This window comes from Streptomyces sp. NBC_00178 (assembly GCF_036206005.1).
In the GTDB taxonomy this organism is placed as follows: Bacteria; Actinomycetota; Actinomycetes; order Streptomycetales; family Streptomycetaceae; genus Streptomyces.
Window position 1 is genome coordinate 1,506,285 of record NZ_CP108143.1, and the last position, 23,202, is coordinate 1,529,486.

At 72.0% G+C, this 23,202-nt stretch carries 22 protein-coding genes; 10 read left to right on the forward strand and 12 right to left on the reverse strand.

What is annotated here, in order from left to right:
• The 4 genes from OHT61_RS06420 to OHT61_RS06435 all read right to left on the reverse strand — a co-directional run bounded on the left by OHT61_RS06420 (position 1) and on the right by OHT61_RS06435 (position 4,038).
• Positions 1-666, reverse strand: a complete 666-nt coding sequence (locus OHT61_RS06420; RefSeq protein ID WP_329035828.1) for a cytochrome b/b6 domain-containing protein — start codon at positions 664-666, stop codon at positions 1-3.
• A complete protein-coding gene (locus OHT61_RS06425) occupies positions 608-1,387 on the reverse strand; it encodes a molybdopterin-dependent oxidoreductase (protein WP_329035829.1) in 780 nt (259 codons plus the stop codon). Before OHT61_RS06425 ends, OHT61_RS06420 begins: the two co-directional genes overlap by 59 nt.
• Before the next feature lie 78 nt (positions 1,388-1,465).
• Positions 1,466-3,040 (reverse strand): APC family permease, encoded by a 1,575-nt coding sequence (locus OHT61_RS06430; RefSeq protein WP_329035830.1) that lies wholly within the window; start codon positions 3,038-3,040, stop codon positions 1,466-1,468.
• A gap of 35 nt (positions 3,041-3,075) precedes the next feature.
• Positions 3,076-4,038 (reverse strand): hypothetical protein, encoded by a 963-nt coding sequence (locus tag OHT61_RS06435; RefSeq protein WP_329035832.1) that lies wholly within the window; start codon positions 4,036-4,038, stop codon positions 3,076-3,078.
• Positions 4,039-4,278: 240 nt separating this feature from the next.
• On the opposite strand from OHT61_RS06435, the gene OHT61_RS06440 reads away from it, so the two are divergent.
• On the forward strand, positions 4,279-4,704 hold the full coding sequence (locus OHT61_RS06440; RefSeq protein ID WP_329035834.1) for an ASCH domain-containing protein: 426 nt from the start codon (positions 4,279-4,281) through the stop codon (positions 4,702-4,704).
• 127 nt (positions 4,705-4,831) lie between these two features.
• Here the strand turns inward: OHT61_RS06440 and OHT61_RS06445 are convergent, their stop codons facing one another.
• Positions 4,832-6,487, reverse strand: a complete 1,656-nt coding sequence (locus OHT61_RS06445; RefSeq protein WP_329035836.1) for an FAD-binding dehydrogenase — start codon at positions 6,485-6,487, stop codon at positions 4,832-4,834.
• Between the two features lie 150 nt (positions 6,488-6,637).
• Between OHT61_RS06445 and OHT61_RS06450 the strand changes: the two genes are divergently transcribed.
• From OHT61_RS06450 to OHT61_RS06475, 6 genes are all read left to right on the forward strand, one after another.
• Positions 6,638-7,555: a DMT family transporter gene (locus tag OHT61_RS06450; RefSeq protein ID WP_329035838.1), complete on the forward strand. Its 918-nt coding sequence runs from the start codon at positions 6,638-6,640 to the stop codon at positions 7,553-7,555.
• Entirely contained in the window at positions 7,542-8,069 is a 528-nt protein-coding gene (locus OHT61_RS06455) for an NUDIX hydrolase (protein ID WP_329035840.1), read from the forward strand. The genes OHT61_RS06450 and OHT61_RS06455 overlap by 14 nt, the downstream gene beginning before the upstream one ends.
• Entirely contained in the window at positions 8,066-8,461 is a 396-nt protein-coding gene (locus OHT61_RS06460; protein ID WP_329035842.1) for a YidH family protein, read from the forward strand. Before OHT61_RS06455 ends, OHT61_RS06460 begins: the two co-directional genes overlap by 4 nt.
• Positions 8,458-8,769: a DUF202 domain-containing protein gene (locus OHT61_RS06465; RefSeq protein ID WP_329035844.1), complete on the forward strand. Its 312-nt coding sequence runs from the start codon at positions 8,458-8,460 to the stop codon at positions 8,767-8,769. Before OHT61_RS06460 ends, OHT61_RS06465 begins: the two co-directional genes overlap by 4 nt.
• A gap of 224 nt (positions 8,770-8,993) precedes the next feature.
• Entirely contained in the window at positions 8,994-10,016 is a 1,023-nt protein-coding gene (locus OHT61_RS06470; RefSeq protein WP_329035846.1) for a phosphotransferase family protein, read from the forward strand.
• Positions 10,017-10,023: 7 nt separating this feature from the next.
• Positions 10,024-11,238, forward strand: a complete 1,215-nt coding sequence (locus tag OHT61_RS06475) for an acyl-CoA dehydrogenase family protein (RefSeq protein WP_329035847.1) — start codon at positions 10,024-10,026, stop codon at positions 11,236-11,238.
• A gap of 43 nt (positions 11,239-11,281) precedes the next feature.
• Here OHT61_RS06475 and OHT61_RS06480 read toward each other — a convergent pair whose 3' ends face one another.
• The 4 genes from OHT61_RS06480 to OHT61_RS06495 form a co-directional block, all read right to left on the reverse strand.
• A complete protein-coding gene (locus tag OHT61_RS06480; protein WP_329035849.1) occupies positions 11,282-12,598 on the reverse strand; it encodes a M28 family metallopeptidase in 1,317 nt (438 codons plus the stop codon).
• 416 nt (positions 12,599-13,014) lie between these two features.
• Positions 13,015-13,608 (reverse strand): TetR/AcrR family transcriptional regulator, encoded by a 594-nt coding sequence (locus tag OHT61_RS06485; RefSeq protein WP_329035850.1) that lies wholly within the window; start codon positions 13,606-13,608, stop codon positions 13,015-13,017.
• Positions 13,609-13,646: 38 nt separating this feature from the next.
• Positions 13,647-15,314: an AMP-binding protein gene (locus OHT61_RS06490; RefSeq protein WP_329035851.1), complete on the reverse strand. Its 1,668-nt coding sequence runs from the start codon at positions 15,312-15,314 to the stop codon at positions 13,647-13,649.
• Complete coding sequence (locus tag OHT61_RS06495) at positions 15,311-16,075, reverse strand: SDR family oxidoreductase (protein ID WP_329035852.1); 765 nt, start codon at positions 16,073-16,075, stop codon at positions 15,311-15,313. The genes OHT61_RS06490 and OHT61_RS06495 overlap by 4 nt, the downstream gene beginning before the upstream one ends.
• A 172-nt stretch (positions 16,076-16,247) precedes the next feature.
• Between OHT61_RS06495 and OHT61_RS06500 the strand changes: the two genes are divergently transcribed.
• Positions 16,248-17,516 (forward strand): exo-beta-N-acetylmuramidase NamZ family protein, encoded by a 1,269-nt coding sequence (locus OHT61_RS06500; protein ID WP_329035854.1) that lies wholly within the window; start codon positions 16,248-16,250, stop codon positions 17,514-17,516.
• A 93-nt stretch (positions 17,517-17,609) separates the two neighbouring features.
• Here the strand turns inward: OHT61_RS06500 and OHT61_RS06505 are convergent, their stop codons facing one another.
• Complete coding sequence (locus OHT61_RS06505) at positions 17,610-20,438, reverse strand: penicillin acylase family protein (protein ID WP_329035855.1); 2,829 nt, start codon at positions 20,436-20,438, stop codon at positions 17,610-17,612.
• Positions 20,439-20,659: 221 nt separating this feature from the next.
• Here OHT61_RS06505 and OHT61_RS06510 point away from each other — a divergent pair, with 221 nt between their 5' ends.
• Complete coding sequence (locus OHT61_RS06510) at positions 20,660-21,274, forward strand: hypothetical protein (RefSeq protein WP_329035858.1); 615 nt, start codon at positions 20,660-20,662, stop codon at positions 21,272-21,274.
• 105 nt (positions 21,275-21,379) lie between these two features.
• On the opposite strand, the gene soxR is transcribed toward OHT61_RS06510, so the two are convergent.
• On the reverse strand, positions 21,380-21,853 hold the full coding sequence (gene soxR / locus OHT61_RS06515) for a redox-sensitive transcriptional activator SoxR (protein ID WP_329035860.1): 474 nt from the start codon (positions 21,851-21,853) through the stop codon (positions 21,380-21,382).
• 158 nt (positions 21,854-22,011) lie between these two features.
• Here soxR and OHT61_RS06520 point away from each other — a divergent pair, with 158 nt between their 5' ends.
• Entirely contained in the window at positions 22,012-22,473 is a 462-nt protein-coding gene (locus OHT61_RS06520) for a MaoC family dehydratase (protein ID WP_329035861.1), read from the forward strand.
• A gap of 57 nt (positions 22,474-22,530) precedes the next feature.
• On the opposite strand, the gene OHT61_RS06525 is transcribed toward OHT61_RS06520, so the two are convergent.
• Positions 22,531-23,154, reverse strand: coding sequence for a TetR/AcrR family transcriptional regulator (locus tag OHT61_RS06525; RefSeq protein ID WP_329035863.1), 624 nt, complete (start codon positions 23,152-23,154; stop codon positions 22,531-22,533).
• Between the last annotated feature and the right edge of the window lie 48 nt (positions 23,155-23,202).

Consider the following 23,202-nt stretch of genomic DNA (forward strand, 5'->3'; position numbering starts at 1 on the left):
CTACGCGTCCGGGTCCCGCCACAGCGGGTGCTCGGACCTGGCCCAGGGGCGCTCGACCGATCCGGTGCGCATGCCACGGCGTGCCTCCGGATCGGCGAGCGCCTTCGCCGTGTGCCCGGCGAGGACGATGCCGACGGCGAGCGCCAGCCAGTCGTGGACGAACGTCGCACCGGTGCGCCACACCAGCGGCGCGAGCCCGGTGAACCACATCAGCAGCCCGGTGCCGAGCATGACGAGCACGGCTCCCGCGATCCAGGCGGCGTAGAGCTTCTGCCCCGCGTTGAACTTCCCGGCCGGGCGCGACCGGGGTGAGTGGTCGCGGCGCAGCGCGGCCCGCAGCCACTGCCGGTCGTGGGGCCCGAAACGGTTGAGCCGGGCGAGGTCGGCGCGCAGCGCGCGGGACGCGAGCCCCGCGAGCAGCGGTACGGGGGCGAGCAGCCCGGACCATTCGTGCACGGTGACCACGAGGTGCCTGCGACCGACGAGTTGCGCGAGCTGAGGGACGTACAGGCAGGCGGCCGTGGCGACGCAGAGCAGGACCAGCCAGGCCGTGGTGCGGTGCACCCACCGTTCCGCGGCGCTGAACCGGCGCACCCGCGGGGGAGGTTCAGACGGTGGGGGTGTCGTCGCGGCCGTTGGACCGGCCGACCCAGGCGTCGACGTCATAGCCGAGCTCCTCCCAGTATCCGGGGCGCACGGAGTCGGTGACGGTGATCCCGGAGAGCCATTTCGCCGACTTGTAGAAGTACATGGGGGCGACGTAGAGGCGCACCGGGCCGCCGTGTGCGTGGGCCAGTGGTGCGTCCTTCATGCGCAGGGCGACCAGGACGTCGGCGCGGCGGGCCTGCTCCAGGGTGAGGCTCTCGCTGTAGGCACCGTCGAAGCAGGTGAAGCGGACGGCCTTCGCCCCGGGCCGTACGCCCGCCGCGTCCAGGAGTGCCCCGAGGCCGACGCCCTCGAACGGGGTCTTCGGTACCCGCCATCCCGTGACGCACTGGACGTCGCGGACGAGGCGGGTCTGCGGCAGCGCCTTCAGCGCGTCGAGTGTGTACGTGGCAGGGCGGTCGACCATGCCGTCCACGGTGAGCCGGTAGTCGGCGGCCGTCTTCCGCGGCACGGAGGTGGTCACGGAGTAGTAGCGGAAGCCACCGCCGTTGGGGAGCAGACCGGTCAGCCCGGTGGGGTCCTTGTCGGCGACGGCTCCCAGCCCGTTCTCCATGGCGCGCTGGAGGGTGGGGGCGGCCGCCACCCCCGCGACGCCGAGGCCGAGCACGGCCAGCAGCAGCCGGCGGCCGACGGGCGTGCCCGTGCCGTCCGCGTCGGGTGGTGGCCCGGACGCGGGAGGGGCGCCGCCGGGCTCTTCCGGGTCGGGAGTCTCACGTTTCACCGGCCCATTCGAGCACCCGCGGCCGTCCGTCACCAGGGGCCGCGGGCACACGTCACGCTTCGGTAAGGAAAGGAGCGGTCAGCGCGGACCGGCGGTCGCACCCTCCGACGCCTTCTCCAGTTGGAAGGCCTCGTTGCCGAGCCCGATCCTGGCGTGGACCTCGGGCCTGGTGCGGCGCAGCAGGGCCCCGTAGGCCAGGCCCACGACGAGGGCGAGGACGATGACGCCGGGCAGCACCCAGTCCAGCACCGAGCCGGGGCCGGAACCGACCAGGACGTCGAAGTCCCGGACCGTGAAGACGGCGATGGCGAGGAGCGCGGCACCCGCGAGTCCCGAGGCGACGAGGCGGGGCGCCTGGGCCCGGCCGGCTCCCCGGCGTACGAAGAAGGCGATGACGGCGAAGGAGGCCGCGGCCATCAGCACGATGACGCCGAGCGCGCCGACGTTGCCCATCCAGGTGAACAGGTGCAGGACGGGCGCCGTGGGGTCGCCGACCGGGTGGTCGTCGGCGAGCGCGAAGGCCAGCACGATGACGACGGAGACCGCGGACTGGAGCATGGATCCGGTGGCGGGCGCGCCGCTCGCCTTGCTGGTGCGGCCGAAGCCGGCGGGCAGCAGTCCCTCGCGGCCCATGGCGAACGCGTAGCGGGCGACCACGTTGTGGAAGCTGAGCAGCGCGGCGAACATGCCGGTGACGAACAGGACGTGCAGGACGTCGGTGAACGTGGAGCCGAGGCGGTCCTCGGTGAGGCCGAAGAGCATGCCGGGGCCCTGCTTCAGCGACGTGTCCGCGATGGACGCCGGGCCGGCGGCGACGGTGAGGGCCCAGGAGCTGACGGCGAGGAACAGTGCGGCGTAGCCGACGGCCAGGAACATCACCCGGGAGACGACGATCTGCGGGCGGCTGGTCTCCTCCGCGTACACCGGGGCCTGTTCGAAGCCGACGAACGCCGCGATGCAGAAGCAGAGCGCAGTTCCGAGGCCGGCTCCGGTGAGCGTCTCCGGGTTGAACGCGTGCAGGGACAGGCCCTCGGGTCCCGGCTTGCCGACGGCGGCGATGTCGAAGATCACCACGAGGGCGCACTCGACGACGAGCAGCACGCCGAGCACCTTGGCGTTGAGGTCGATCTTCAGCCAGCCGAGTACGCCGACGACGGCCACGGAGACCAGGGCGGGGACCCACCACACCAGGTCGATGTCGAGGTAGGTGGCGAAGAGGCCGGAGACCTCGAAGCCGAGGATGCCGTAGATGCCGACCTGCATGGCGCTGTAGGCGACCAGGGCGACGAGCGAGGCGCCGGCGCCGGCGGTCGGGCCGAGGCCGCGCGCGATGTAGGCGTAGAAGGCGCCGGCGTTGTGGACGTGCCGGCTCATCTCCGCGTATCCGACGCTGAACAGCATCAGGACGACACCGAGGATGACGTACAGCAGGGGCTGTCCGACGATGCCCATGACGCCGAAGACCGTCGGCATGACGCCGGCGACGACCATCAGCGGGGCGCTGGCGGCGAGGACGGAGAGGAGCAGCCCCGGGGTGCCGAGCCGGTCGGCACGCAGGGCGCGCTCCGTGCCCTTGTAGGTGTTGATCCCGCCGGTGCCGCCGGCCGTCCGGCCGGTCGCGGTCCCGCTCGTATCTGATCTGCCCGTCGACATGGCGGGGGTGGTCCCTTCGTTGAGAGCAACCTGCATCACGGGGCGCCGAGCGCGTAGGTGCGCGCGGCGAGGAATTCGGGGTAGGCGTCGCGGCCCGAGTACGACCAGGGGGCCTCGGTCGCGTGGGGGCCGATGCGGTGGAAGAGGGCGGCCGCCTCGGCGGGCCTGCCCTCGCAGATCTTCGCGTGGGCCAGGAAGTTCAGGTCGGCGCGGTGGCGGGGGTGGTCCTCCCGTTCCCATTCGAGCCACCAGTCGAAGGCGGCCTTCATCACCTGCCGGGCGCGTCGGCCGGTCCAGTGGCCGGAGGCGGCCGGGTCGTCCTCCAGGGCTCCGGCGGCGACGAGGACGCGGTAGCGCTCCGCGTGCGCGACGACGGGGAGGACCGCGAGCGGCGAGTCGGCCGGGGCCTGTTCGGCGGCCCAGGCCGCGAAGTCGTACACCTCGTGGAGCGGGTCGCTCTCGGGGCGCGCCTCGGCGATGCCCGCGGTCATGAGGTGGTGGGCCTGGTGGTGTTCGGGGTGGCGGGCGCGGATCTCCTCGAAGTACCGGGCGACCGCCTCCTGGGTGCCGTGGGTGCGCTCCAGCGCCATCAGCCCGAGCCACGGGGTGGGATCGGCCGGGTCCAGCGCCGCGGCGGTGCGGCAGGCCTCGCGGGCCCGTTCGCACTCGCCGGCCGCCGCCTTGGGCCGCTGGGCGCGCACCACGGCGGCGCAGGCGAGCAGCGTGGCCGCGTCGGCGCTGTCCGGTTCGGCGAGCAGCCAGTCACGGGCCCAGCCGGCGGCGGACGGCACGGCGGCGAGGGTGAGGACGCGGTGGCCCCGGTGGTCCCAGTCGGCGCCCGTGGCGACGAGCAGGGAGCGGGCCCGTGTCCAGCGGCCCTGGGCGAACTGACCGCGCACTTCGATGAGTTCGCCGTCGTCGAGCGCAGGGTCGAAGGTGTGGTCCGAGCGCCCGCCCCGGCGGCGGGCGCGGCCCAGGGGTGGCGGAGGCGGAGACATCCGCGGGGTTCCTTTTCCACTTCGACATGGCACGGCACATATCGATGCTGTGTGCGAGCAAACGATCGCGGACAGCAAAGCGGTAGGCAACGCTTCAAGTCAAGCGACGACGTGTCCCAACTACGTTTAATCAACAAGCAGTTGGCGTCCGAGCGGGGTGGACCGGTCCTTTCGTGCAGTTCGCGCCCCGCTCAGGGAAGTGACGGGTGGGGGTGAGGTGACGCGTGCCACACTGCCGCCATGGAGAACCGTGAACCGCTGAAGCCCTTCCTGCTCGCCTTTCCCGGCCCCCTGCGCGACCGGCTGGTGGCCGCGGTGCTCTCCGGCGCGAAGGTATCGACCTCCGGCCTGCTCGCCGAGTACGAGGTGGAGAAGGAGGAGCTGCCACCCGTCGGCGAACGGTCCGCGCTCATCGACTCCGCCGGGCGGGAGGTCGCCGTCGTCGAACTGACGGAGGTCCGGGTCCTGCCCCTGGGGTCGGTCGACGAGCGGCACGTACGGGACGAAGGCGAAGGACACACCTCGGTGGCGGAGTGGCGGGCGGCGCACGAGGAGTTCTGGCACGGCGACGAGATGCGGGAGGCCCTCGGGGACCCGCTGTTCACCGTGGACGACGGGACGATGATCGTGGCCGAGCGGTTCCGGGTGGTGGAGCGGCTGATGTGACGGGCCCCCGGGCGGCGGAAGGGCCGGTGTGACGGGCAGCCCGTGGTCCGGACACCCGCCACGCCGCTCCGGGCGGTGCGGAACCGCCGCGCGACGGGGGGACGTGGAGCGCCCGTCACACGGTTCGTCAGCCGACGGCCTCGCCGGCCGCGCGGCCGGCGGTACGGCCGGAGAAGATGCAGCCGCCCAGGAACGTCCCCTCCAGCGACCGGTAGCCGTGCACCCCGCCGCCGCCGAAGCCGGCCGCCTCCCCCGCCGCGTACACCCCGGGCAGCGGGGCGCCGTCCTCGGCCAGGACCCGGGAGGACAGGTCGGTCTCCAGCCCGCCCAGCGACTTGCGGGTCAGGATGTTGAGCCGCACCGCGATCAGCGGCCCGGCGGCGGGGTCCAGGATGCGGTGCGGCTTCGCGGTACGGATCAGCTTGTCGCCCAGGTAGGAACGGGCGCCGTTGATCGCCGTGATCTGCAGGTCCTTGGTGAAGGGGTTCGCGATCTCGCGGTCCCGGGCGGTGATCTCGCGCCGCAGGCCGTCCTCGTCGATCAGGCCCTCGCCGGTGAGGGCGTTCATGCCCCGTACGAGCGCGCCGAGGTCCTTCTCCACGACGAAGTCGGCGCCCTTGTCCATGAAGGCCCGCACCGGCGCGGGGACGTCGGCACGCGCCCTGCCGATCACACCGCGGACGGACTTGCCCGTGAGGTCGGGGTTCTGCTCGGAGCCCGAGAGGGCGAACTCCTTGCCGATGATCTTCTGGTCGAGGACGAACCAGGTGTAGCCGTGCCCGGACCGCATGATGTGTTCGAGGGTGCCCAGCGTGTCGAAGCCCGGGAAGAGCGGCACCGGCAGGCGCTTGCCGCGGGCGTCCAGCCAGAGCGAGGACGGGCCGGGCAGGATCCGGATGCCGTGCTTGCCCCAGATCGGGTCCCAGTTCTCGATGCCCTCGGTGTAGTGCCACATGCGGTCGCGGTTGATGTGGCGGGCACCCGCCTTCTCGGCGATGCCCAGCATCAGCCCGTCGACGTGGGCGGGGACCCCGGAGAGCATCTTCTCCGGCGGGGTGCCCAGCCGCTCCGGCCACTGGGAGCGCACGAGGTCGTGGTTCCCGCCGATGCCCCCGGAGGTGACGATCACGGCCTGGGCCCGCAGCTCGAAGGACCCCGTGACCTCGCGGCTGCTCGCGGTGCCCCGCTCGGCGCCGCTCTGCGCGAGGACCTCGCCGGTGACGGTGTCGACCGCTCCGGCGGAGCGGCCGAGCCCGGTCACCCGGTGGCGGAAGTGCGGCCGGACGAGGCCCTTGGCGATGCCCTCGCGGACCCTCCGCTCGAAGGGTGCGACGACCCCCGGGCCGGTTCCCCAGGTGATGTGGAAGCGGGGTACGGAGTTGCCGTGCCCCGTGGCGTCGTAGCCGCCGCGCTCAGCCCAGCCGACGACGGGGAAGAAGCGCAGCCCCTGCGCGTGCAGCCAGGACCTCTTCTCCCCCGCGGCGAAGTCGACGTACGCCTCGGCCCACCGCCGCGGCCAGTGGTCCTCCTCGCGGTCGAAGCCCGCCGTGCCGTACCAGTCCTGGAGGGCCAGCTCGCGGCTGTCCTTGATCCGCATGCGGCGCTGCTCGGGCGAGTCGACGAGGAAGAGCCCGCCGAAGGACCAGTGCGCCTGTCCGCCGACGGACTGCTCGGGCTCCTGGTCGAGGAGGATGACGGTGCGGCCCGCGTCGACGAGCTCGGCGGTGGCGACCAGCCCCGCGAGTCCTGCCCCGATCACGATCACATCAGCGTCGTACGCCATGGGTTCCATCCTTCGGGGCGGTGCGGGGGCGGGAGAGCGCGGGCGAAGTTACTTGTCGGTCAGATCTTCTGTACGGGCCGCGCCCACGTCAACCGTCCGGTCGACGCCGGCTTCACGCCTCCGATACGGACGCGGGGCTATCGTCGGATCGTGTCCTTGCTGGTGATCGCCCTTTCCGTGGCCGCGGCGTGCTGTGCGGGCTTCGGTTTCGTCCTGCAGCAGGACGCGGCCCGCCACGCGCCTCCGAGTGATTTCCTCTCCCCCCGGCTGCTGCTGGACCTGATGAAGGTGCCGAGCTGGCTGGCCGGGATCGGCCTGATGATCTGCGGCATGGTCCTCGGTGCGCTGGCGCTCGGGCGCGGCGAGGTCTCGGTCGTCGAACCGCTGCTGGCCACCAATCTGCTCTTCGCGCTCGCGCTCTCGCGCTTCCTCACCGGACAGCGTCTCGGCCGCCAGGGCTGGGGCGGCCTCTGGCTGCTGGCCGGCGGCGTCACCGCGTTCCTGCTGGCCGGCCAGCCGCGCGGCGGCGAGGCGGTGACGGAACCCCTGAGGCACTGGCTGGTGATCGGCCTGGTGGTCGGGCTCGCGCTGGCCCTGACCGCCTTCGCCAGACACCCGCGCATGCCGTGGACCCCCACGCTGCTGGGTCTGGCGGGAGGTCTGCTGTACGGGCTCCAGGACGCCCTGACCCGGGTCTGCGTCCTGCGGCTGGAGGAGGGCGGGTGGGCGGCGCTGTTCACGGGCTGGCAGCCGTACGCCCTCGTCGTGCTGGGTGTGACCAGCCTGATCCTCGTCCAGAGTGCGTTCGAGGCGGGTCCGCTGCGGATGTCGCTGCCCGCGCTGACCGCCGCCCAGCCGCTCGCCGGGATCGTCTGCGGGATCGGCTTCCTCGGCGACCAGGTGCGCACCGACACCGGCGCGCTGGCCTGGCAGGCCGCGGGGCTGGCGGCGATCGTGGCCGGGATCGTGCTGCTGGGGCTGCACCCGGCGATGCCGGCGGGGAAGGAGAAGCACGGTGCCACGGCCGCCGACCGGTTGATGTTGGATGGACGGCATGACTCCGGCTGACGAGATCCTGGACATCGTCGACGAGAACGACGAGGTCGTCGGGCAGGCGACGCGCGGTGAGGCGACCGCGCGCGGGCTGCGCCACCGCTGCGTCTTCATCGAGGCGAGGGACGGCGCCGGCCGGCTGTTCGTCCACCGCAGAACGGCGACGAAGCTCGTCTTCCCCTCGCACTACGACATGTTCGTCGGCGGTGTCGTGGGCGCCGGCGAGTCCTACGACGAGGCCGCGCTGCGTGAGGCCGAGGAGGAGCTGGGGGTGTCCGGCCTCCCCCGCCCGACGCCGCTCTTCACGTTCCTCTACGAGGGCGGCGGGCACAGCTGGTGGTCGTACGTGTACGAGGTGCGCTGCACGCTGCCCGTACGGCCTCAGCGCGAGGAGGTCGCCTGGCACACCTTCCTGACGGACTCCGAGCTGTCGGAGCGGCTGCCGGGCTGGACCTGGGTGCCGGACGGGCTGGAGACGTACCACCGGCTGCGGGAGTTCCGGGCGGGTTCGCCGGGGGCGGGCGGGTGAGCGGCTTCGTGCGGGGGCTGCGGCTGTGGTTCGCGCCGGAGCGGATCCGCGAGGAGGGGGACACACCGGACTACCGCTTCTCCCTGGCCAACGAGCGCACCTTCCTCGCCTGGATCCGGACCGCTCTCGCCCTGATCGGGGGCGGCTTCGCGGTCGATCAGTTCCTGCCGGGCCTGGCCTGGGGCGTCCGGGCCGGGCTGGCCCTCGGGCTGCTGGCGGCGGGGGTGCTCTGCGCGCTCCGGGCCGTGGACCACTGGGTGCGGTGCGAGCGGGCGATGCGGCGTGGCGAGGATCTGCCCGCCTCGCGCTTCCCGGCGCTGCTGAGCCTGGTCGTCGCCGTGGTGGCGGTCGCGATGGTGGTGGTCGTCCTGTTCGGCTGGGGGGGCCGGTGACCGGTCCGGCGCGCGATCCGGGTCTCCAGCCGGAACGGACGCGGCTGGCCTGGCGGCGCACGACGCTGGCGTGCACCGTGGTGGCTCTGCTGGCGGGGCGGCAGGCCCTGCACGGCGGTGCGAGGCCGGCCGGTGTCCTCGCGGTGGCGCTGAGCCTGATGGCCTGGCTGGGCTTCCTCGCGGTGGCACACCGCCGGGTCACGGGCATGGGCAGCGCACGGCCCGCCCCCCTGTCGCCGCGCCACGCGCTGACGGCGGCCGGGTGCACCATCGCGCTCGCGGTGTTCGGCGCCGCCACGCTCTTCTGACGGGGCGCGCGTTCCGGGCGGCCGGTCCTCGGTGACGCCCCCGCGGGGCGGGGAAGACCTGCCGGCGCCGGACGCGGGGAGCCGGGGACGCGCTGGGGAGCAGCCGCCCGTGTCCGGGGCGGGGAGCCGGAGATCACTTCGCCGATTCCGGGCGGACACTGGACGACATACCGACTGGTCGGCATCATGGTTCCGACCGTTCAACCGCCCCGGAGGTACGCACCATGAGCCCAGTCCATCCGCCAGGTCTCGATCTGGACCTGCTGCGCGGCCATCTCGACCGCGAGCGGCCGGGGCTGGTCGACGGGCCCCTCGACGCACGGGTCGTCGAGGGCGGACGCTCGAACCTCACGTACGTCGTCACCGACGGCTCCGGGCAGTGGGTCGTGCGCAGGCCGCCGCTGGGTCACGTCCTCGCCACCGCGCACGACATGAAGCGCGAGCACCGCGTGATCAGCGCCCTGCACCCGACGGCGGTCCCGGTGCCGCGGCCGGTCCTGCTCTGCGAGGACGACTCGGTCGTCGGCTCGCCGTTCTACGTCATGGAGTACGTCGAGGGGACGCCGTACCGCACCGCCGAGCAGCTCGCCCCGCTCGGCGCGGAGCGCACCCGCGCAGTCGTGCTGGGGCTCGTCGACACGCTGGTGGACCTGCACGCGGTGGATCCCGCGAGCGTCGGCCTGGGCGACTTCGGCCGCCCGGACGGCTTCCTGGACCGGCAGCTGCGGCGCTGGGGCAAGCAACTGGACGCGTCCCGCAACCGCGAACTCGCGGGCATCGACGAGCTGCACGCCTCGCTCGGCCGGGAGCTTCCCCTCTCCCCCGCGCCCACCGTCGTCCACGGCGACTACCGCCTGGACAACGTGCTGATCGGCGACGACGACCGGATCAACGCCGTGCTGGACTGGGAGATGTCGACGCTCGGCGACCCGCTGACCGACCTCGGGCTGCTGGTCATGTACAGCTCCGACCTGGACCTGCCCGAGTCGCCGGTCTCCACGACGAGCGGGGCGCCGGGCCATCCCAGCCCCGCCGAGCTGGTCCGGCGCTACGCGGAGCGCTCCGGTCGCGACACCTCCGCGATCTCCTGGTACACGGCCTTCGCGTGGTTCAAGCTCGCCGTGATCCTCGAGGGCATCCACTACCGCTACACGCTGGGCCAGACGGTCGGTGCCGGCTTCGACCGCATCGGCGACCTGGTCCCCGTCTTCATCGCGCACGGCCTCACCACCCTCCAGGAAGGCTGATCACACCGTGGACTTCGCATTCGACGCCCGTACCGAGGAGCTGCGCACCAGGCTGCTCGCGTTCATGGACGAGCACGTGTACCCCGCCGAGGCGGTCGCCGAGGAGCAGCGCGCACAGCTCGCCTCGCCGTGGGACACCCCCCGGATCGTGGCGGACCTCAAGGCGGAGGCACACCGGCAGGGCCTGTGGAACCTCTTCCTCCCGGACGCGGAGTACGGCGCCGGGCTGACGAACCTCCAGTACGCCCCGCTGGCCGAGATCACCGGCCGCAGCCCGCACCTGGCGCCCACCGCGCTGAACTGCGCGGCTCCGGACACCGGGAACATGGAGGTGCTCTCCCAGTTCGGCTCCGAGGAGCAGAAGAAGCAGTGGCTGGAGCCGCTGCTGGCCGGCGAGATCCGCTCGGCGTTCGCGATGACGGAGCCCGAGGTGGCCTCGTCGGACGCGACGAACATCGAGACGCGGATCGCGCGCGACGGCGACGACTACGTGATCAACGGGCGCAAGTGGTACATCTCCGGGGCGATGAACCCCGACTGCGCGGTCTTCATCGTGATGGGCAAGACGGACCCGGACGGCGAGGACATCCGACGCCAGCAGTCGATGATCCTGGTCCCGCGCGACACCCCGGGCCTGGAGGTGCGCCGGGCGATGCAGGTGTACGGCTACGAGGACCATTCGCACGGCGGCCACGCCGAGGTCGTGTTCACGGACGTACGCGTGCCCGCGTCGAACCTGGTCGGCGAGGAGGGCGGCGGCTTCGCCATCGCCCAGGCGCGGCTGGGTCCGGGCCGCATCCACCACTGCATGCGGCTGATCGGGATGGCCGAGCGGGCGATCGAGCTGATGTGCCGGCGGGCCGTCGCCCGTAACGCCTTCGGCAAGCCGCTCGCCCAGCAGGGCGTCGTCCAGAACTGGATCGCGGACGCCCGGGTGACGGTCGAGCAGTTGCGGCTGCTGGTGCTGAAGACGGCCTGGCTGATGGACTCGGTGGGCAACCGCGGGGCGCACACCGAGATCCAGTCGATCAAGATCGCCACCCCGCGCGCGGTCTGCGAGATCCTCGACCGGGCGGTGCAGCTGTACGGCGCCGGGGGCGTCAGCCAGGACTTCCCGCTGGCCGAACTCTGGGCCTCGGCGCGGACACTGCGGCTGGCGGACGGCCCCGACGAGGTGCACCAGCGGTCGCTGGCACGGCGGGAGATCAAGAAGTACCTGTGAACCCCGGTGCGGGGAGGCGCCCGCGCGGCGCCTCCCCGGCGGGTCAGAAGGTGAGCTGCCAGCTGTCGATGTAGCCGGTGTCCTGCGCGGCGACATCCCTGACCTGGAGCTTCCAGGTGCCGTTGGCGACCTCGCTCGACGCGTTGACCGTGTACGTCGCGATCACGTTGTCCGCGGAGTCGCTGCTGCTGGAGTTCTTCAGCCGGTAGGCCGTGCCGTCGGGGGCGAGGAGGTCGACGACCAGGTCACCGCGGTAGGTGTGCTTGATGTCCACACCGACCTTCAGCGCGGACGGGGCGTTGCCCGTGCGCCCGGTCACCGCGACCGGCGAGGTCACCGCGGCGCCGTTGTCGGGCACGTTGTAGTTGGCGGCGTTGCTGAAGACCGTCCCGGTCGGCGGGGTGCCCGTACCGGCGGACAGGGTCCATATCGCGTGGGCCACCGCGTCGCTGTTGCGGTCCAGGGCCGTGTCGTTGATGTTCGCCGTCGTGTCGCACGACGAGTGGTAGCAGCGGTCGAAGGCCTGGCCGGCCGTGCCGCCCCACTTCTGGGCCTGCGCGCTCGTCTTCGTGTAGTCCGCTCCGGAGAACAGGCCGCCCACCGGGACGCCCGCGCTCTTGAACGGGGCGTGGTCGGAACGCCCGTCGCCCTCGGTCTCGATCTCCGTGGGTATCGACAGACCCGCGTAGTAGTCCTTGAAGGTCTGCTCGATGACCGGGTCGTCGTCGTAGACGAAGTAGCCCGGGTTGGGCGAGCCGATCATGTCGAAGTTGAGGTATCCGGCGAGCTTGGAACGCTCGGTGGAGGCCAGGTTGTTGACGTAGTACTTCGATCCGACGAGGCCCAGCTCCTCGGCTCCCCACCAGGCGAAGCGCAGGTGCTTGTCGGGCGCGAGCTGCGCGCGGGAGACCGCGAGGGCGGTCTCCAGCACCGCCGCCGATCCGGAACCGTTGTCGTTGATCCCGGCTCCCGAGGTCACCGAGTCGAGGTGCGAGCCCGCCATGAGGATCTTGTTCGGGTCACCGCCCGGCCAGTCGGCGATGAGGTTGTACCCGGTGGCGCCGCCGGAGGTGAACTGCTGGAGCGCCGTCGTGTATCCGGCCGCGTCCAGCTTCGCCTTCACGTAGTCGATCGACGCCTTGTAACCGGTGCGCCCGTGGGCCCGGTTGCCGCCGTTGGCGGTGGCGATCGACTGCAGCTGCGTGAGGTGCGCCTTGACGTTGGCGAGGGGGATGTCGGGGGCGGCCGCCGCCACCGCGGGGGCGGCGGGTTCCGCGTGGACCGCGGGGGCCGCGGCTGCCAGCAGCGCGGTCGCGGCGAGCGCGACGGCGGGCAGGGATCTGAGGCGTACAGGTCTCATGTGGGGCTCCGGATTCCGTTGGGGAGGGACGGAACGTGCGGGGGTCCCCGTCCGCGCGCGGCCGGGGCCTGGAGCTGGCGGTGCGAAGTGCGCCCCCGATGCTCAATCAATGTCCGCGTACAGTCAAGGGCGTGATTCGGACAGCGCCGTCCGGTAGTCGGACACGCGAGAGCGCCTGTCTGCCGCACGGGAGACGGCGGCGCTGTCACAAACGCGCCCTGCCGTTCCGCGGCAGGGGGAGTTCCGGGGCACACGACATGCGGAGTTCAGGGGAGCACGGAGGACCCGAACCCGGGGGGGGCGCCGGCGTGGCGCCGCGCGGCATCGAGGGCGGACGCCTTCGCGGCGCCGGCCTCCGCAGCGGCGACGGCCCGTCAGGGACGCGCGACCTCAGGGGCGCAACGCCCGCGAGACCTTCAGGGGCGCAGCGCCCTCAGCAGCAGGTCCGCCAGGTGGTCGGCGACCTCCCGCTGGCTGAGCGGGCCGTCCGGGCGGTACCACGTGGAGAGGTGGTGCACCGAGCCGAAGTGGTAGTCGACGACGAGGTCGGCCGGGGTCGCGGAGGAGAACACCCCTGCCCGCTGCCCCTCCTCGATCAGGGCCCGGAAGCGCTCGTGGTAGCGGCGGCGCTCGATGCGCACCTGCTTGTTCTTCTCCGGGCTCAGGTGGTGCATGGAGCGGAAGAAGATGGAGGCGTCGTCGAGGTTGTCGATGGTCGTGACGACGACGTCGGCCGCGGCGTCCCGCAGCCGCTCCTCCACGGGCGCCTCGGCGTCGGCGAACGCGTCGAGGCGCTCCTGCTGGAGCCGCAGCACACGGGCGTACACCTCCTGGAGGAGGTCCTCCTTGGATCCGAAGTAGTGGTAGAGGGCGCCCTTGGTGACCCCCGCCGCCTCGACGATCTCCTGGACGGAGGTGCGGTCGTATCCGCGCTCCGCGAAGAGGCGGGTGGCGGCGGCCAGCAGCCTCTGGGGGACGGGCACACCGTCCCCGTCCGTCGCCTTGGCCATTGCCGCCACCTGCCCTCTCGTACCGCGCGTGAACCGTTCTACCGGGGGGAACGCAGTTCCCGCCTCAGGATCTTCCCACTCGCCGTCTTGGGGAGTTCCGTCAGGATCTCCACTTCGCGGGGGTACTTGTACGCGGCCAGCCGCTCCTTGCAGTACGCGCCGAGCCCGGCGGCGTCCGCCACCGCGCCCGGACGCAGACTGACGTAGGCCCGGACCGTCTCGCCGCGGTAGGCGTCGGGGACGCCCACGACGGCCGCCTCGCGCACCGCCGGGTGGGTGTAGAGGACGTCCTCGACCTCGCGCGGCCAGACCTTGAAGCCGGAGGCGTTGATCATGTCCTTCTTGCGGTCGACGACGTACAGCCAGCCCGCGGAGTCCATGAAGCCGATGTCGCCGGTGCGCAGTTCCCCGCCGGGGAAGGACGCCTCGGTGGCCTCGGGCAGGTTCCAGTAGCCGGACACGACCTGGGGACCGCGCACGGCGATCTCGCCCTGCTCGCCGAACGGGACGTCGTCGCCCTTCTCGTCGATGATCCGCACCAGCGTGTCGGGCCCGGGGACGCCGACCGACAGGGTTCCGGACACCGGGTCGACGGGCGCCTCGTGCTCCGGGGGCACGGACGCGCAGGGCGCGGTGCACTCGGTGAGCCCGTAGCCGTTGCGGATGTACGGGCCGAAGCCCTCGCGGAACCTCTCGACCAGCGCCGGCGGCAGGGGTGCGCCGCCGGAGGAGATCACCTGGAACGACGCGAAGTGCTCCCGCGTGACGTCCGGATGCGCGGCGAGCGCCATGAAGGCGGTCGACGGGCCGACGGTGTAGGCGGGGCGGTGCTCGGCGAAGGCCTCCAGGACGACGCCGGCCTCGAAGCGGTAGGCGAGGACCAGCGTGCCGGCGTTCGCGACGCAGGCGGCGAGCTGGCACACCATGCCCGTGATGTGGAAGAGCGGTGCGAGGGCGAAGTAGGCCGAACCCTCGGCGACGGGGTGGCCCGCGCGCTGCCGCTCCGCGTTGACCATGATGTTGCCGTGGGAGTTCATGGCGCCCTTGGGGGTGCCGCTCGTCCCGGAGGTGTAGCTGATCAGGGCGGTGTCCGCGGCGGCGAGTTCCCGGTCCGCGGGGGCGGCGAGGCCCCGGCGGGCCACGTCCAGCAGGTCGCACGCCCAGTCGTCCGGGCCGGGCGCGGGCATCCGCTCGAAGTCCAGGACACGCGGGTCGTCGGCCGACTGGAGGTCGAGCTCGCAGGCGGTGACCGCGATCCGCACGGCCGGGGCGGCCTCGGCGGTGGCCCGGAGGTAGGACGCCCAGGCCCGGTCGGAGCAGATCAGCGCGGCGGCCCGCGCGTCCTCCAGTACGTGCCCGACCTCGCCGGACTTGTACATCGGGTTGAGGGGGACGACCGTCGCACCGGCCTTCCAGGCGCCGAGCACGGCGATCACGAAGTGCGGGGTGTTCTGCAGCATGACCGCCACCCGGTCGCCGCGTTCCAGCCCCTCGGCCGCCAGGTGTCCGGCGACGGAGTCCGAGAGCGCGTCGGCCTCGCGATAACTGAGGCGTCCGTCGAAGTAGGCGAGCGCGGTGTGGTCCGGGGCCCGCCCGACGGCGTCACGGAAGGCGTGCACCACGGTCTCGGCGGGGTGCACGGGGGCCAGCTGGGCCTCGCTGAGCAGCGCCGTCCAGGGCTTCGCCGCGTAGATCGACTCGGTCATGCTCCGGCCTCCTCCCACTTCTGCTGCAGGTGGTTCATGTTGCCGAGCCAGTGGTCGGGGTCCTTGGCGCGGGCGCGGTAGTAGCCGGCCACCTCGGGGTGCGGCAGCACCATGAAGCGGTCCTGCTCCATGGCGTCGAACAGCGCGTCGGCGACCGCCTCCGGTTCGATCGCGGTGGGGGCGAGGACGAGGTCGCCCGCCGATCCGGCCGCCGTGAGCATGTCCGTACGCACCCCCTGGGGACAGATCGTGTGGACCTTGATGCCACGGTGCCGGTAGGTCAGGGAGAGCCACTCGGCGAAGGCGACGGCGCCGTGCTTGGACACGCTGTACGGAGCCGCTCCGATCATCGTGAGCAGACCCGCCGCGGAGGCGGTGGAGACGAAACGGCCGCTGCCGCGCTCCAGCCACTGGGGCAGCAGGGCCTTGGCGGCGCGGACGTGCGCCATCACGTTGACGTCCCAGGCGGCCGCCCACACGTCCTCGTCGGCGAAGGCGTCGCCTCCCGAGGCGAGTCCGGCATTGGCGCAGTAGACGTCCACGGTGCCGCCGAGGGCCTCGCGTGCGGCGTCCACGACGGTGGACGCGTCGCCGGCGACGACGGTGCCGCCGATCTCCTCGGCGAGGGCCTCGACCCGGTCCGCCTTCAGGTCGTTGACGACGACCCGCGCGCCCTCCGCGGCGAATCTGCGGGCCAGGGCGGCTCCGATGCCGCCTCCGGCTCCGGTCACCACTACGCCAGCGCCCTGCACCGTACTCATCGGTCCCGCCTTTCCCGTGCGTCCTACCCGGCAGACTAACCAGTCGGTATGTGATCCGGGAAGGGGCCCGGGGCAGGACGGGGAATCTGCACAGTCCCAGGCGTTCCGTGTAGACCACACCCGCGCTAGCGTGCGTGACCATGGCAGTCGTCGCGATCATGGAGGTAGCGGAATGACCCTGTCCAGGCGTGGTGTGCTGGCCGTCGGCGGAGCGATCGGGGCCCTCGCGGCCACCGCCGCCGGGCCAGGGACGGCCGCGGCGGCGGGCCGGGGGCACGGAGCCGGACACGGTGGTGTCCGCACCGGCTTCGACCGGCTGGCCTCCGACGGCTACCGGGTGCTGGCCGGGGAGAAGGTCGGCATCGTCACGAACCCCACCGGGATCACCTCGGACGTCCGGCACATCGTCGACGTGATGCATCCCGACGACCGGGTGAACCTGACCGCGGTCTTCGGACCCGAGCACGGCTTCCGCGGGACGGCACAGGCGGGCGGCTCCGAGGGGCGCTACGACGACCCCGCGACCGGGCTCCCGGTCTACGACACGTATCTGAAGAGCGGGCAGGCCCTCGCCGACATCTTCACGGCCTCCGGGGTCGACACCGTGGTGTTCGACATCCAGGACGCGGGGGCCCGCTTCTACACGTACATCTGGACGCTGTACGACTGCATGGAGGCGGCGGCGCTCGCCGGCAAGCGGTTCGTCGTGCTGGACCGGCCGAACCCGGTCACCGGCCGCGCCGCCCTGGGGCCCGTGCTCGACCGGGCCTTCGCCTCGTTCGTGGGCCGCCGGGAGATCTCCCAGGCGCACGGCATGACGGTCGCGGAGCTGGCACTGCTCTTCAACTCCGAGTTCCTGGCGGACCGCCCCGTGGAGCTGGACGTCGTGAAGATGTCGGGCTGGCGGCGCGGCGACTTCTTCGACGCGACGGGTCTGCCGTGGGTCCCGCCGAGCCCCAACATGCCGACCCCGGAGACGGCGCTGGTCTACTCGGGTACGTGTCTGTTCGAGGGCACGCTCCTCTCCGAGGGCCGGGGCACGACTCGGCCCTTCGAGCTGCTGGGCGCGGAAGGCGTCGACCACCGCTGGGCGGCCGCCGCGAACGCGCTGGATCTGCCCGGGGTGGCGTTCCGCGAGGCCTACTTCACGCCGACGTTCTCCAAGTTCCAGGGGAAGACGGTGGGCGGGGTCCAGGTGCACGTCCAGGACCGGGAGGTCTTCGACCCGGTACGCACCGGGATCGCGCTGCTGGTCACGGCGAAGCGGACCTGGAGCGGCTTCGGCTGGCGGCCCGACAACGCGATCGACCGGCTCTCGGGCAACACCCGGGTGCGCACGATGATCGACGCGGGGGCCGGCACCGACGAGGTGGTGGGTGCGTGGCAGGCCGACCTGGCCGGGTTCCGCGCGACACGCAAGGGCTACCTGCTCTACCGCTGAGTCCGCCCCGGGGACTCGCGCGTGCGCGAGTCCCCGGCTCACCGGGCGGGCCCTCGGGCCCGTCCGGTGAGCCGGGACCCCTGCTCCGCGGTGTCAGCGGTGCGAGGGGAACTCCACGACCTGCTGGTACGTCGGCCGGTTCTGCCAGTGGATCGACTTCTGCGAGATCCCGCCCAGCGGACGGTGGACGATCGAGTCGGTGCACCACTGCTCACCGGCCTTGCAGCTGTCGTCACCCGGGTAGACGGTGGTCGCGGGCACGGCCGCCGCGTCCTTCAGGGTGCCGAGCAGCGCGGTACGGCAGGCGGCGAGGTCGCCGCCACCGCAGTACGTCTTCGCCAGCGGCCCCTTGACGGTCTGCCCGAGGACCTGGCGCAGGTCCTTGTCCGCGAAGCCCCACCAGCCGTACTGGAACGCGGAGCCGTTGTGCGCACCGCTCGGGCCGTGGCTCGCGGCCGGGGACTCGTCCGTGGCCAGGCTCGCGGTGAGCGCGCTGTAGAGGCCGTCACCCAGCCCGGGACGGAACTCCGCCTCGATCAGCTTCGGCCACCACGCGTCCATGATCCGCACCGCGTCGGCGTGCGTGTACGTGTGCGAGCCGGGGCTGGTCTCCTTGCGCTGGGCGCCGGCGGCCCTCCACGAGTCCAGCTGCTGCACCGCCGTGTTGACCGCCGGGTCGGTGACCGGCTGGGAGCGCAGCACCTTCAGCAGTTCGGGCAGCAGCTGCTCGCCGCGCAGGTCGGTGAGCGCGGCCTCCGCCATTGCGCGGGTGAGGGAGGCACGGGTCACTCCGCCGGCCTCGACCAGTGCGGACACCCGGTCGTCGAGGAGGTCGCCCCGGTGCACGGCGCCGAATCCGAACGCCGCCGTGGAGTAGTCCTTGGCCTGCCGGTTGTTCCACGAGATGTAGTAGTCCTGGCCGCTGGACTGCGGGTGCTCGGCGAACGGGGTGTAGTCGGTGGTGTTGGCCGCCGGGTCGTAGCCCCGCCACTCGTACGCCTGCTCGGCCTTGACCGGCAGGGCGGCGTCGACGCCGGCCGCGCGCACCGGGTTCATACCGCTGTTGTAGTACGCCGCGGTGCGGGAGTCCGCGTAGAACCAGTTGAAGGCGTAGTCGATATGGCTCGCCGCCCGCTGGAAGGAGGCCGCGTCCGTCACGTACGCCGGGTCGTTGAGCAGCTGGAACCCGATGATCGAGTCGGCCTCGTGACGGTAGGTGGTGCGCAGCGAGGTGTAGGCGACGGGCTTGCCGCCGACCGTGGCGCGGTGGGTGACGATGCCGTAGTCGGTGCGCCACACCTGCATCCGGTAGGAGCCCTTGGCGGTGGAGTCGGCGACGGTGGGCTTCCAGGAGTTGCTGCGTTCGAGCTTCTCCATCGCCGCGCAGGCACCCCGGAAGCGGTAGTGCGTGGAGTTCTTGGTGGGCGTGGAGCCGTCGGGCTCGCAGAGTTCGACGGCGTAGGTGTCGGTGATGTCCTGGGCGGCGGAGGTGGCGCTCCAGGCGTAGTCCTGGCCGCGGCCCATCTGGATGTACATGCCGACACCGGCGAAGGAGACGCCACGGGCGCTGATGCCCGGGCCCTGGAGCTCCTGGAGCATCATCAGCTGCGGGGCGAAGTAGCCGGTCTGCGGACCCATGACGGCGATCGGGTTGCCGCTCGCGGTGTGCTTTCCGGACACCAGGAGGGCGTTGGACATACCCCGTTTCTGCGCGCCGTCGCCGGATCCCGGGAGCGCCCCCTCGGGGATCACGCCGTCGTCGAACAGTCCCTGCGCCGGTTTCAGCGCGGCCGGCGCGTCGACGGGCGCCTTCCGATTGCTGCCCGCCGAGCCGGTGCGGTCGTATATGAGCGGTTCGGGGGTGACGGAGCCCGGGTCGGGCAGCGCGGTGCCGCGGGCGTTGTCGGGCTTGCCCGCGTACGGGAACGAGGTGCCGTCGTGGACGGTGAGGACGGCTTCGGGGTCGTTGCGCTGGCGGAAGGACTCCCAGACCCGGGTGCCCTCCTCGACGCCGTACTTCTGCTGGGCCGCGAGCAGCGAGAGCGCGGCCTGCACCTCACCGCCCCCTCCCCCGCCGAACTGCCCGCCGACCACGGAGGCGATCGAGATCAGGTCGGTCAGTTTGAACGGCTGGATCTCGCCCACGTTCGTGATCGAGTCGATCTTGCCGGTGAGGACGTACTCACCGGGGAAGTAGCGGCCGTTCTTCGACTTGACCCGGTAGGCGTTGATCCCGTCGACGTAGGCCTGCGCGTCGGCCATCGCCTGCTCACCGAGCGGGCCCTCCGTGGTCCTGATGCGCTCGACCTGGGCTTCGAGATCCGCCTCGGTGTACGGGGCCTGCGGCCAGAACTGCTGCTCGAGGCCCTGGTTGCCCAGGGCTCCGCCGGCGAACGAGGTCAGCTCGCCGCGCCCGATGTGCCGGAAGAGGTCCATCAGCCACAGCCGGTCCTGTCCGGCGGCGAACCCCGCGCCGAACTCGGTGCCGTAGCGGGTGGTGCCCTTGATGTGCGGCACACCGCTCTTCTTGTCGCGGGTGATGGTGACGTCCGCACGCGGCGAGGTGACGGATTCCACCTGGTTCGCGGCGACGCCGAAGGAGGCGTCGTTGAAGAATTCGGTCAGCTTCTGGTCGGTGAGGCCGGTGTGGCCCGCGACCAGGCCGTTGTAGCGGTCGAGCTGGTCGTCGCTGTGCGCGGGATGGGTGCCGAACGCCTTGTTGCCGAGGATCTCGACGAGGGTCGCGTTGCCGTTCTCGCCGGGCGGCAGGATGTCCGCGCACTGGCTCGCGCAGTGGTCGGTGACGGCGAGGGGTTCCGGTTGTGCCGCTCCGGCGACGGGCGCCGAGGCGAGCAGGGACGTGCCGAGAGCGAGAACGGCCGCGATTGCCGCGGCTGTGAGCGTGCGGGTGCGTGGGGGCATGCGTGCTCCTCCGGGTGGCCGATGCGCCGGAGGTTACTGGCGGTACGCCCCGCCGGTAAGATGAACATCAGTCACTTTTTCCGAATCGCCACACGCCTGTGCACGGTCTCACACGGCCCGTCTCGATCCGTGGACGCATTTCACCTTTCGATGGAGCCGAATCGGGCAGTCGTACGTCCATCCCTTGACGCCGAAGTACGAGCGACGGAGGTGGCAGTGCCATGGCCGGTTTCCGGAGTCTTGCGAGACAGGTCCGCGACCCGCGGGGCGATCTGGCTTTGCGGCGGTACTCGCTGCGCAAATGCCTGGAGAGATTCGCCCCGTACGGTCATCGGGCGACCTGGGATCACCTGTGCGCCCGGCACGGGATCGGGCCCGAGGACCGGGCCCCCGACCCGGCGCGACTGATCCACGCGCTGGAGGAACTGGAGGAGGCGCGGGCCGTCTGGCTCGTGTACGAGACGGGCTTCGCCGAGCGGCGGCGCCGTGAGAAGCACGACGGGCTGCGCAGGCCCGGCACGTTCGACGACTGGCACCGCAGGACCTGGGGCGGATACGGGATCGCGCACTGCGACGATCCGGAGGTCCATCCGAGCGCGCCGCTGGCCGTGGTCCTGGGACGGCTGATCTCGGCCCTCGGCACCGAGCCCGGCACGGCGTGTCCGGTCTGCACCGGGACCGGAATCGTCTGGCGGCAGGACCTGGACCGCGAACCCGGGGCCGGTCCGGTCTGCACGCGGTGCGGGATCGTGGTCCCCCGGCCCGTCCTGACGCCGGGCGCGCTGGCCAGGGCCCGGGGGGTCCGGACCAGGAACCTGGCAGCGTCGGCGGCCTGAGTGCCCTCCCGGAGACCTGCGCGACCCGAGGTGCGGGCACGCGGCCAGCCCCACGCGGGGCCGTCGCGTACGCCCGCCGAGCACGCCGGACGGAGCCCGGCGCGCTCAGGGGCGCTTCGCCGCGCCCCTTTCCGGCATGAGGCGCGATCCGGTCATCCGGTCGCCGAACACGTCGTCGGGGTTGGACAGCACACAGGTCTCCAATGACAGGCATCCGCAGCCGATGCAGTCGGTGAGGTGGTCGCGCAGCCGCCCCAGTTGCTCGATGCGCTCGTCGAGCTCCGAGCGCCACGCCCGGGAGAGCCGCGCCCAGTCCTCGCGGTTCGGCGTGCGCCCCTCAGGCAGTTCGGTCAGCGCGTCCCTGATGGTGGCCAGCGGGATTCCGACCCGCTGGGCAGCGCGGACGAACGCCACCCGGCGCAGCGCGTCCCTGGTGTAACGCCGCTGGTTGCCGCTGGTCCGGGTGCTGCTGATCAGGCCCTTGGACTCGTAGAAGTGCAGGGCGGACACCGCGGCACCGCTACGGGCGGAGAGCTGGCCGACGGTGAGTTCGTGGTAGGTCTGCGGGATCTGTGGCACTCCCCCCACGCTAGTGGCCGCGCGCCCCCGCCCGCCCCTCACTCGCGGAACCCGGCCGGTTCGTCGTTGACAGGGAAGCGTGGCCCAACCATGCTGAGCAAGCGCTTAGACATTGCCCGGACATGGCGACAGACAGCCGGAAGGCAGGGACCACGAACATGGCAGAGCCGAAGATCTTCACGTCCGCTCAGGAGCTGCGGGACGGAGTGGGCCAGGAACTCGGTCACAGCGACTGGCTGGAGATCGAGCAGAAGCGGATCGACCAGTTCGCGGAGGCCACGGGCGACCACCAGTGGATCCACGTCGACCCGGAACGCGCCGCGGCCGGCCCCTTCGGCACGACGATCGCGCACGGTTACCTCACGCTGTCGCTGCTGCCGGTGCTCGTCCCGCAGATCCTCCAGGTCGAGGGCGCGAAGATGGGCATCAACTACGGGACCAACAAGGTCCGCTTCCCCTCGACCGTCCCCGTCGGTTCGCGGCTGCGCGCCACGGCGGTGCTCAAGAGCGTCGAGGAGGCGGGCGGCGGCGTCCAGGTGACCGCGCTCGTCACCATCGAACGCGAGGGCGGCGACAAGCCCGCCTGTGTCGCGGAGTCCGTGTCGCGCTACTACTTCTGAGCACTGCTTGCGAGCAGTACTCACGAGCGGGGGAGGCGCCGGGCCCACGGCCCGGCGTCACTTCTGCGCGCCCACCATCCGCAGGACCAGGTCCGCGTAGAGCGTGCCGACCTCCTCGGGAGTCCGGCTGCCCTGCGCGTTGAACCAGCGAGCGACGTCGATGCAGAGCGAGAGCACGGCCAGCGTGGTGCCCGGCACGTCCGGGACGTCGAACTCGCCGGCCGCCACACCCTCACCGATGATGCGGCGCACCACGGCGTCGGTCCTGCGGCGCAGGGCGACGATCTCCGTACGGTGCTCCTCGGCCAGGGCCTCCAGTTCGTACTGCACGACGCGTGCCGTGGTGTGCCGTTCGGCGTGCCAGCTGACGAAGGAGCGCACCGCGTCGGCGAGCCGCTCGGACGCGGTGCCGCCACTGCCGGCGGCCGTCTCCAGGAGGAGCAGCGCCCGGTCGTGGCCGATCCGGCTGATCCGGTGGAGCAGCTCTTCCTTCGTCTTGTAGTGGATGTAGAGAGCGGCCGGGCTCATTCCCGCGCGGCCTGCGATGTCCCGGGTGGTGGTCGCGTGGTAGCCACGCTCGGCGAACGCCTCGACGGCCGCGACGAGCAGCCGCCTGGCCGCCTCGGGCGTGACCTCGCTCCACGGCGTGTTCTCGCCGTCGGTCTCCTCCGCCGTGCTCATCGCCACGTGTCCCTTTCCGCTGGCAGGACGCACACCATACCGCGAACC

Coding starts and splice junctions, on each gene's coding strand:
- OHT61_RS06420 (WP_329035828.1), bottom strand. CDS start 666: ATGACGTCGACGCCTGGGTCGGCCGGTCCAACGGCCGCGACGACACCC.
- OHT61_RS06430 (WP_329035830.1), bottom strand. CDS start 3,040: ATGTCGACGGGCAGATCAGATACGAGCGGGACCGCGACCGGCCGGACG.
- OHT61_RS06435 (WP_329035832.1), bottom strand. CDS start 4,038: ATGTCTCCGCCTCCGCCACCCCTGGGCCGCGCCCGCCGCCGGGGCGGG.
- OHT61_RS06440 (WP_329035834.1), top strand. CDS start 4,279: ATGGAGAACCGTGAACCGCTGAAGCCCTTCCTGCTCGCCTTTCCCGGC.
- OHT61_RS06445 (WP_329035836.1), bottom strand. CDS start 6,487: ATGGCGTACGACGCTGATGTGATCGTGATCGGGGCAGGACTCGCGGGG.
- OHT61_RS06455 (WP_329035840.1), top strand. CDS start 7,542: ATGACTCCGGCTGACGAGATCCTGGACATCGTCGACGAGAACGACGAG.
- OHT61_RS06470 (WP_329035846.1), top strand. CDS start 8,994: ATGAGCCCAGTCCATCCGCCAGGTCTCGATCTGGACCTGCTGCGCGGC.
- OHT61_RS06480 (WP_329035849.1), bottom strand. CDS start 12,598: ATGAGACCTGTACGCCTCAGATCCCTGCCCGCCGTCGCGCTCGCCGCG.
- OHT61_RS06485 (WP_329035850.1), bottom strand. CDS start 13,608: ATGGCCAAGGCGACGGACGGGGACGGTGTGCCCGTCCCCCAGAGGCTG.
- OHT61_RS06490 (WP_329035851.1), bottom strand. CDS start 15,314: ATGACCGAGTCGATCTACGCGGCGAAGCCCTGGACGGCGCTGCTCAGC.
- OHT61_RS06495 (WP_329035852.1), bottom strand. CDS start 16,075: ATGAGTACGGTGCAGGGCGCTGGCGTAGTGGTGACCGGAGCCGGAGGC.
- OHT61_RS06500 (WP_329035854.1), top strand. CDS start 16,248: ATGACCCTGTCCAGGCGTGGTGTGCTGGCCGTCGGCGGAGCGATCGGG.
- OHT61_RS06505 (WP_329035855.1), bottom strand. CDS start 20,438: ATGCCCCCACGCACCCGCACGCTCACAGCCGCGGCAATCGCGGCCGTT.
- OHT61_RS06510 (WP_329035858.1), top strand. CDS start 20,660: ATGGCCGGTTTCCGGAGTCTTGCGAGACAGGTCCGCGACCCGCGGGGC.
- OHT61_RS06520 (WP_329035861.1), top strand. CDS start 22,012: ATGGCAGAGCCGAAGATCTTCACGTCCGCTCAGGAGCTGCGGGACGGA.
- OHT61_RS06525 (WP_329035863.1), bottom strand. CDS start 23,154: ATGAGCACGGCGGAGGAGACCGACGGCGAGAACACGCCGTGGAGCGAG.